General features: G+C 65.9%; 9 protein-coding genes. 4 read left to right on the top strand and 5 right to left on the bottom strand.

Translation table 11 applies throughout. The features are described from left to right. On the bottom strand, window positions 1-701 hold a 701-nt coding region (locus BRAS3809_RS23955), incomplete at its 3' end, for an SDR family NAD(P)-dependent oxidoreductase (RefSeq protein ID WP_035657986.1). 163 nt (window positions 702-864) lie between these two features. Between BRAS3809_RS23955 and BRAS3809_RS36790 the strand changes: the two genes are divergently transcribed. Beyond that, window positions 865-1,020 (top strand): hypothetical protein, encoded by a 156-nt coding sequence (locus tag BRAS3809_RS36790; RefSeq protein ID WP_008964618.1) that lies wholly within the window; start codon window positions 865-867, stop codon window positions 1,018-1,020. 44 nt (window positions 1,021-1,064) lie between these two features. Next, on the top strand, window positions 1,065-1,445 hold the full coding sequence (locus BRAS3809_RS23945; RefSeq protein WP_008964617.1) for a PRC-barrel domain-containing protein: 381 nt from the start codon (window positions 1,065-1,067) through the stop codon (window positions 1,443-1,445). 46 nt (window positions 1,446-1,491) lie between these two features. Here BRAS3809_RS23945 and BRAS3809_RS23940 read toward each other — a convergent pair whose 3' ends face one another. Then, entirely contained in the window at window positions 1,492-1,767 is a 276-nt protein-coding gene (locus BRAS3809_RS23940; protein ID WP_008964616.1) for a hypothetical protein, read from the bottom strand. 260 nt (window positions 1,768-2,027) lie between these two features. Next, on the bottom strand, window positions 2,028-2,183 hold the full coding sequence (locus BRAS3809_RS36785) for a hypothetical protein (protein WP_008964615.1): 156 nt from the start codon (window positions 2,181-2,183) through the stop codon (window positions 2,028-2,030). A 1,456-nt stretch (window positions 2,184-3,639) separates the two neighbouring features. Here BRAS3809_RS36785 and BRAS3809_RS23935 point away from each other — a divergent pair. Continuing rightward, window positions 3,640-4,113, top strand: coding sequence for a hypothetical protein (locus BRAS3809_RS23935; protein ID WP_008964613.1), 474 nt, complete (start codon window positions 3,640-3,642; stop codon window positions 4,111-4,113). 304 nt (window positions 4,114-4,417) lie between these two features. After that, on the top strand, window positions 4,418-4,630 hold the full coding sequence (locus tag BRAS3809_RS23930) for a hypothetical protein (protein ID WP_008964612.1): 213 nt from the start codon (window positions 4,418-4,420) through the stop codon (window positions 4,628-4,630). Window positions 4,631-4,690: 60 nt separating this feature from the next. Here the strand turns inward: BRAS3809_RS23930 and BRAS3809_RS36780 are convergent, their stop codons facing one another. Together BRAS3809_RS36780 and BRAS3809_RS23925 are read right to left on the bottom strand one after the other, a co-directional pair. Next, entirely contained in the window at window positions 4,691-4,852 is a 162-nt protein-coding gene (locus BRAS3809_RS36780) for a hypothetical protein (RefSeq protein ID WP_008964611.1), read from the bottom strand. A gap of 601 nt (window positions 4,853-5,453) precedes the next feature. Next, a complete protein-coding gene (locus BRAS3809_RS23925; RefSeq protein ID WP_008964609.1) occupies window positions 5,454-6,191 on the bottom strand; it encodes an FkbM family methyltransferase in 738 nt (245 codons plus the stop codon). Window positions 6,192-6,691: the final 500 nt, after the last annotated feature.

Genomic DNA, 6,691 nt, shown 5'->3' with positions numbered 1-6,691 from the left:
TCATAGGCCTGCTCGGACGACGTCCCGATGATCGCCGAGCCGGGTTTGAGATGGGGCAGGGCGGCCTTGATGATCCAGAACGGCGCGTAGATGTTCGTCTTCATCGTCGCGTCGAAATCCTCCGAGGAGACGTCGAGAATGGATTGGCGGGCCTGCTGTCGTCCGGCGTTGTTGACGACGATGTCGAGGCCACCCAGCGCTTCGACGGCCTGCTGGACGAGTTGCTGGCAGAAGCGCTCGTCGCGCAGATCGCCTGGAATGGCGGCCGCCTTCCGTCCTTCGGCCTGGATCAGGGCCACGACCTCCTGCGCGTCCGGCTCCTCGGTCGGGAAATAGTTGATGGCGACGTCGGCGCCCTCGCGCGCAAAGGCGATCGCGGCGGCGCGGCCCATGCCGGAGTCACCGCCGGTGATCAGCGCCTTCCGGCCGGCGAGGCGACCGGAACCCTTGTAGCTGGTTTCGCCGTGATCGGGCCGCGGGGACATCTTGCTGGCGAGGCCGGGCCAGGGCTGCGACTGCTGCTCGAATGGCGGCTTCGGATATGTCTGGGTGGGATCGGTCAGCTGCTCTGGCGTGGTGGAAGCTCCGGCCATCGTGTCGCGTCCTTTCGCTGCGGCTGAGGTGAGGGAGGCCGCTGCGAACGTCGCCGTGCCTCCGACCATCTGACGGCGGGAGATCGAAGCGTTGTGGTCGTCGGCCATGCGGTGTCTCCTGTGATCGTCGCAACCAACAAGCCAATGCCGCGAACGTTGCGTCGGACTCGTGCGAATTGAGCCGCGTCGCCCTTCGCGATCTGGCGCGTCGGCTGATCGGCGGGGAACGCCGGCCGGCGTGCTGCATTGGTTGCGAACGAAGGAGCTACTGATGGACCGTGAAAGCCAGGGGATTGTCCGAACGGGGCGCGGCGAGGAGCAGCCGGCCGACAAGGAACGCGCGCAGCGGGTGCACCAGACGACGACCCCGACGTCGCCGTCGCACGAGGCCACGCGGCATCCGGAGGAGGATGCCGGAAGCAAATGAGCGGGCGCCGAACCACGGTGTCCCGACAGACGGAGGACGACGAGATGTCCATGACGGATACGGCGATGCTCGAACAGAGCGAATATGGCAATCTGATCGGCAGCGACAAGGTCGAGGGGACGGCGGTCTACGGCGCCGACGGCGAGCGGATCGGCACGATCGAGCGCGTCATGATCGACAAGCTGAGCGGCCGCGTCTCCTACGCGGTGCTCGCCTTCGGCGGCTTTCTCGGCCTCGGCAACGATCACTATCCGTTGCCCTGGCCGTCGCTGAAATACGACACAGGGCTCGGCGGCTACGTCACGGGCGTGACCCAGGACCAGTTGCGCGGCGCGCCGAAATACGCCGACGAACGCGAGTGGGACTGGGGCGATGTCGCCACCGGACGCAAGGTCGACGAGTACTACGGCGTGCAGCTGCCCTGACGCGGGCGCGACCGGCCTCGCGGCAGCGATCGCAGATGCGGAGCGGTCAGGCCGCCGGCGTCTGCACGCGGCCGTCGGACGATCCGGCCGCGGCCATGCTGCGCCGGCTCGACAGCCAGATCGGAATTTCCCGGTAGCAGGTGCCCTTTTCGTTCATTTCGGCGATCGTCCACCGGCTCGGGTGGCGCTCCTTGCCGACGAAGACCCAGTCTTCGGCCGCGGGCGGCGGCTCGTTCGGCCGCGTCCTCAGCCACGCCGAACGGGCTCCCTTCGGCAAACGGTCCTGCTTCATCTGATAGAGATCATACACTGGCGAACGCATGACGCTACTCGTCCTCAAGCAACCGCACGTCTTCACACCTTGAGCGTGTCCCGGAGTCGCGGCGGAATTGTGGGAGCGCCGCGTCCATGCTGTGCAAAATGTGATCCCGCCCCGGGATCGGCCCGGCGCGGCGGGCCCCCGCCGAGACCCTGGCGGGCAGTCGGCGCGCGGGGGGATATCAAACACCCCGCGGGCCGGGAGGACGCCGTTCGCGTCCGGCAATGACGAGCCCGCCGCCCTGCATCGGCGGGCCGATGCAATCAGAAGAAGGCGTAGCTGAGATCGAGGCCGTAGGTGGCGTGAAGAATGAAGCCGAACGCCGTTGCGGCGCACAGCATCAGAACGGTCCGAAGTTTCTCGGAGTCGATGCGCGTCTCTTCGAGATGGGTCGGGAGAGCCTTGGTGAGCGTTGTCATTTGGACCTCTGTACGCGAAACGAAGACGGAGAGTGATGCAAAGTATATTCGAGGTTGTTAGAGCCCGTTCCGGGGAGGTGGTTTGTCAAGATCCCCAGAGGAGTTCTAATTGTGAAAGAGGAACCCAGCATCGTGCACTTTTTGCGGCGAAGTTGAGGAAAGTAAATGATGAGTAAATTAAATCTCAGGTTGTCGTAAGTTGCGCGCAAGTCTTGTTGCACGCGACGGCTGTTCAATGAAATTGCGAATTCGACCGCGCCGAGAGCCGCGTATTATTAGGCTTAATCCACGTGCAGAAGCATTCGAAGCGACTCTGGCCCGTTCCGGATCAGTCGTCGCGAACACACTCCGAGTCGCATGCTCCGCCCGGTTGCAAAAGCAACTCCAAGTATAGTTGCGGCTCGTCTCAGCGTCGGCAAACGTGTGGCGAGGCGTCAATTGCTGTGGCGGTTCTGCCACGAGCTCGCCTGCATCGGTCGCATGATTGGTATCATGTGACGGACGACGACGGAAGCCGGTCGCGGAATTGTCCCTGTCGATGTGGTTATCAAACAACAGCCGCATAATCATCGAGGTCCCATCCCGCACCCGTCGCATCATCAGCCCAGCTGGGGCGTCGGCACGGCGTCGCCTGCGCAAGCATGGCAGGGACGGCCGCCGGCATTCCCGCGGCACGACATGCCCGGGTGCTGATCGTCGCATCGCCCTCGCCGGCAAGCAGGAGGGGCAGGGAATGCCGGGTGAAGGCCTCACCCATGGCCCGCCTGCAACAAGAAAAGCAGGCGGCAGTCACCACAGGTGCAGCCGGTTCGACCCGGCATCCCCTGCATGGATGGTTGGAACGGCTGCTTCGCGTTCTCCCTGGTGCGCCGGCTTTCTGGCCACCATCGGTCGGAGCGCTCGTCGAGCTCTCGACCTTGACCTCAGCATCGGGAGATCAGGACCGCGCGACTTGACCGTGCGCGTCGGGTCGTTCGTCCGCATGACCGGCATGCTGCAACCCGCCGCGCCCACCATGTCCCGCACCCAGCGCTCGTGACGATCGCGATGCGCCCCTCTGCTGCGAGGCGGGACCAGGCATCTTCACCATGGATTCCGAAAATACGAAAGAGAATTATTTTTTGCCTGAGGACTGGACAGGCCAAATCACGCTGCACGCATTCACGAATTCGCCGCCGGCGCGCAGACGATCCTCGCAGCCGAATGGGTGGCGCGCCTGCGGCTGATGCGGCGATGACGGGGAGTGAGTCGGCCGACGGGCAGCATCCGCAGAGCGCACCGCGCGGTTCCCGGCTGCAGAGGCGGCCTGCCGGATCGTCGGACGTTAGAGGGGCGGCCCGCCTTGAACCTCTGATCGGTATCGCGCGTTTGGTCGGGCGATGGCGAGCCATGCCTTCGCGGGGCCGCGAAGGCAGGTTAGCCTCGAGGTTCTCCCAAGCCGTTCGGAACGACAGCCATGACTTCGATCATCAAGGCCCTTGCCGTGCTCGCCTGCATCACCGGCTGCGGCGCCGCCGCGCGCGCCGAGCCGGCGCGCTGGACCACCTACCGGATCCCGGAGACCGGCACGTCGGTCGACATTCCGGTCTCCGTGTTCAGCGAGACGGCCGGCCGGCCCGACGGCTATGGCCAGCGCTTCCAGACCGGCGACGGCCGCGCCAATCTGACCGTGCAGTCGGCGGCCAATGACGCCGGCGATTCGCCGGCCCGGTTCCTGGCCAAGAAGAACCCGCCGCCCAACATCCAGTACAAGCGCGTCACCTCGCGCTTCTTCGCGGTGTCGAGCTACAAGGGCGACTATGTCTGGTACAACCGCTGCAACTTCGCCGGCGGCTACGTGCACTGCGTGCTGATCAACTATCCGCGCGCCTGGGAGCGCGACTGGGACGGACTCGTCACCCGCATCAGCCTGTCGCTGAACCGGAGCTGAGCGGTAAGGCGGCAGGCAGCCGGCACGCGATCAGCCGCCCGCGGCCGCCGCCCCCGGAGTGCCACGGGGCTATCGCATCGCAGTTTTGCGTCTGTGTCTACGTCGTCATGGCCGGGCTTGTCCCGGCCATCCACGTCGATCGGCAGGCTCGGAACGACGTGGATGCCCGGGACGAGCCCGGGCATGACGGAGTCCATCAGCGGTAGCCCGCCGGGCCGTTTGATCCACCTCAATGAAGCCACCGCACGCCCTTGCATAAGCTCCGGCTCCCTTCAGCCGCCGCTTTGCAAACGGGCTCGTCGTCATGGCTGCCGCGTCGTTCACCGTCCGGGCCGAGAGTGTCAGCGCGATTGCCACCATCAGGTGCCGCAGCGCGCAGGACGCGCTGCTGACCGCCAACACCTATCTGCGGCTGGGTGCCGACTCCGTCAGTATCGAGACGCCGAGCGGCCAGCACGTCAGCCCGGACCGGCTGGATGCGCTGCTCAGCGACGCCGGCGGACATCTGAGCCTGTGACGGCGGTCCGAGCCCCGTGACGGCCTGAGGCCGTGATCGTGCAGGCGTCGGAGCCGGACCTCAGGTCGACGACGTCTCGACGCCGTCCTCGTCCAGCACCGGGCCCCACGCGGCATCCGTGATGTAAGGTCCATACAGCACGTCTTGTTGCCGCTGATAGATGGTCCCGAGGGCAATCGCGGCGATGAAAATAGCGGCGGTCAATAAAGCCAATTCGAACATTTCAACAAACTCCATCGCGCACCGGGGTGGCGAATGAAGGCGCGGGCGTCAATCGGAAGCCGGCGTTAAGCTGAAGCGGAAAGCTTAACGGGGCAGGGCGGGCCTCTGGTTGCGGTAAGCGCGGCGGCCTCGGCCGCGCTGCGGCAGGATCACTCGGCGCGGGAACGCTCGGCGTCGAGCTCGGGGAACATCGCCCGGCAGCTCAGGCAATAGGATTCGAAGATGAAGCTCAGCAGCGCGGTCATGGGCAACTCCCAGCGGTCGATGTGATGGGCTGAGCATGCCGGTGGTCTGTTTCAGGACGTTTTCGTCGCGGGAGGGAAATGGTTTCGGCCGGTCGGCCGACGCGTTTCGTCGGGGGGGCCGACGGCCATCCGCTCACGCTGTCGCCTCGGGACGTCCGAGGCCGGTTTCATCTGCCTCCGCGCCGTCATGGCGGGACTCGTCCTGGCTCGTCCCGGCCCTCCACGCCGTTCGGCATTCCACGATCTGCGTGGATGTCCGGGCGCTCGCCGCGCCGAACCCGATCGAGCGGAAGCTGGGGGGCGGTCGACCGGCCGCCACGGCAGACGAGCGCAACGGCCGGACGCATCCGCCGGCGTCACGACGCCCGCGGCTCCGGGCTCCGGAACACGAAGTTGTTGCAATAGTCCTTGCGCTTCCAGAACCATTCGCCGTCGGCGCGCTGGTGGATCTCGGGATCGAAGGCCGATAGCGGCCTGAGTCGGCCGCGCGCGAGGAACTCGCCGCGATAGCCGAGACCGAGCAGCAGCGCGAAGGTCTGCTTCATGCGCGCGAGCGTCGCCAGGCGGCGGTCGCATTCGACGACGAGCAGCGGGCGGCAACGCCGCAACGTCCGCTCGGCGCCGCGCAGCACATCGAGCTCGGCGCCCTCGACGTCGATCTTGATCGCGGACACGTGCCCGTTGGCCGGCAGATAATCGTCCAGCGCGACCGTCTGCACCGCGATCGCCTTCGATCGCTCGGCCGGCTGCAGCAGCGATGCGCCGGGCTGGTGGCCATCGGGCACGAACAGCGTCTTGCGGCTTGTGCAGGAGAAGGCGGCCCTCGGCTCGACCACCACGTTGTCGAGCGCGAACTGGCTGCACATCCGCGCCAGTCCGTCGGCCAGGTCCGGCTGAGGCTCGAACGCGATCACCCGCCCGGGCGCCGACCACCGCGCCAGCCAGTACAGAAAGCTGCCCTTGTTGGCGCCGACATCGCAGACGATGTCGCCCGGCCGGATGTGGTGGCGGAGCTCCGCCAGCTCGGTCCGATGGTCGCGAAGCCGCGACCGCAGGAGCCGGACCACGGACCGAGATGCTTCGTGCTTGAACAAGATTGCCCCCGAAATCGGCTTCGCCATGTGGCTCCACGACGGCGCGAGGCGGCAGCACGCTCATCCCATCCTTCGTGGACACATTCAGACATGGACGTGACGCGCGGCGGCACCATGGCGCGACGATGGCAAGGTGGGGGGCTTGGGCGGCCGTATGGGAGGGATCCGGCCTACACGGTCGGACAATCCTACCACAATGAACCCAGCGTCGTTCACGAAGCAACCAATCAAGCCGGGGCTCCAGCGAAGACTTCAACGTGTTTGTCCTGGAGAAGGGGAAGCCAGTCACGGAGCCTGTGAAGCGGTAGCTTCAATCGGCTGTTACAGCTTGCCGATCTCAAATCGGGGGCGTCGCGAGACCGCACTTACTAGCAGCGAGTTCTCGCCGGGGCGAGGCGCTCTCTTATTCGGCTTTCTTCTGTTCAGATAGCGACGTTGAGCGTGTTGCTGTTGACGGCGCGTACTGACAATTCGCCGCCGCGACCAAACNTCAGAATAGC

The sequence above is a fragment of the Bradyrhizobium sp. STM 3809 genome (genome assembly GCF_000239795.1).
Taxonomy (GTDB): Bacteria; Pseudomonadota; Alphaproteobacteria; order Rhizobiales; family Xanthobacteraceae; genus Bradyrhizobium.
Note: the sequence above shows the minus strand (reverse complement) of the source record. Positions and strands in the feature narration are given on the sequence as shown.

Coding starts and splice junctions, on each gene's coding strand:
- BRAS3809_RS36790 (WP_008964618.1), top strand. CDS start 865: ATGGACCGTGAAAGCCAGGGGATTGTCCGAACGGGGCGCGGCGAGGAG.
- BRAS3809_RS23945 (WP_008964617.1), top strand. CDS start 1,065: ATGTCCATGACGGATACGGCGATGCTCGAACAGAGCGAATATGGCAAT.
- BRAS3809_RS23940 (WP_008964616.1), bottom strand. CDS start 1,767: ATGCGTTCGCCAGTGTATGATCTCTATCAGATGAAGCAGGACCGTTTG.
- BRAS3809_RS36785 (WP_008964615.1), bottom strand. CDS start 2,183: ATGACAACGCTCACCAAGGCTCTCCCGACCCATCTCGAAGAGACGCGC.
- BRAS3809_RS23935 (WP_008964613.1), top strand. CDS start 3,640: ATGACTTCGATCATCAAGGCCCTTGCCGTGCTCGCCTGCATCACCGGC.
- BRAS3809_RS23930 (WP_008964612.1), top strand. CDS start 4,418: ATGGCTGCCGCGTCGTTCACCGTCCGGGCCGAGAGTGTCAGCGCGATT.
- BRAS3809_RS36780 (WP_008964611.1), bottom strand. CDS start 4,852: ATGTTCGAATTGGCTTTATTGACCGCCGCTATTTTCATCGCCGCGATT.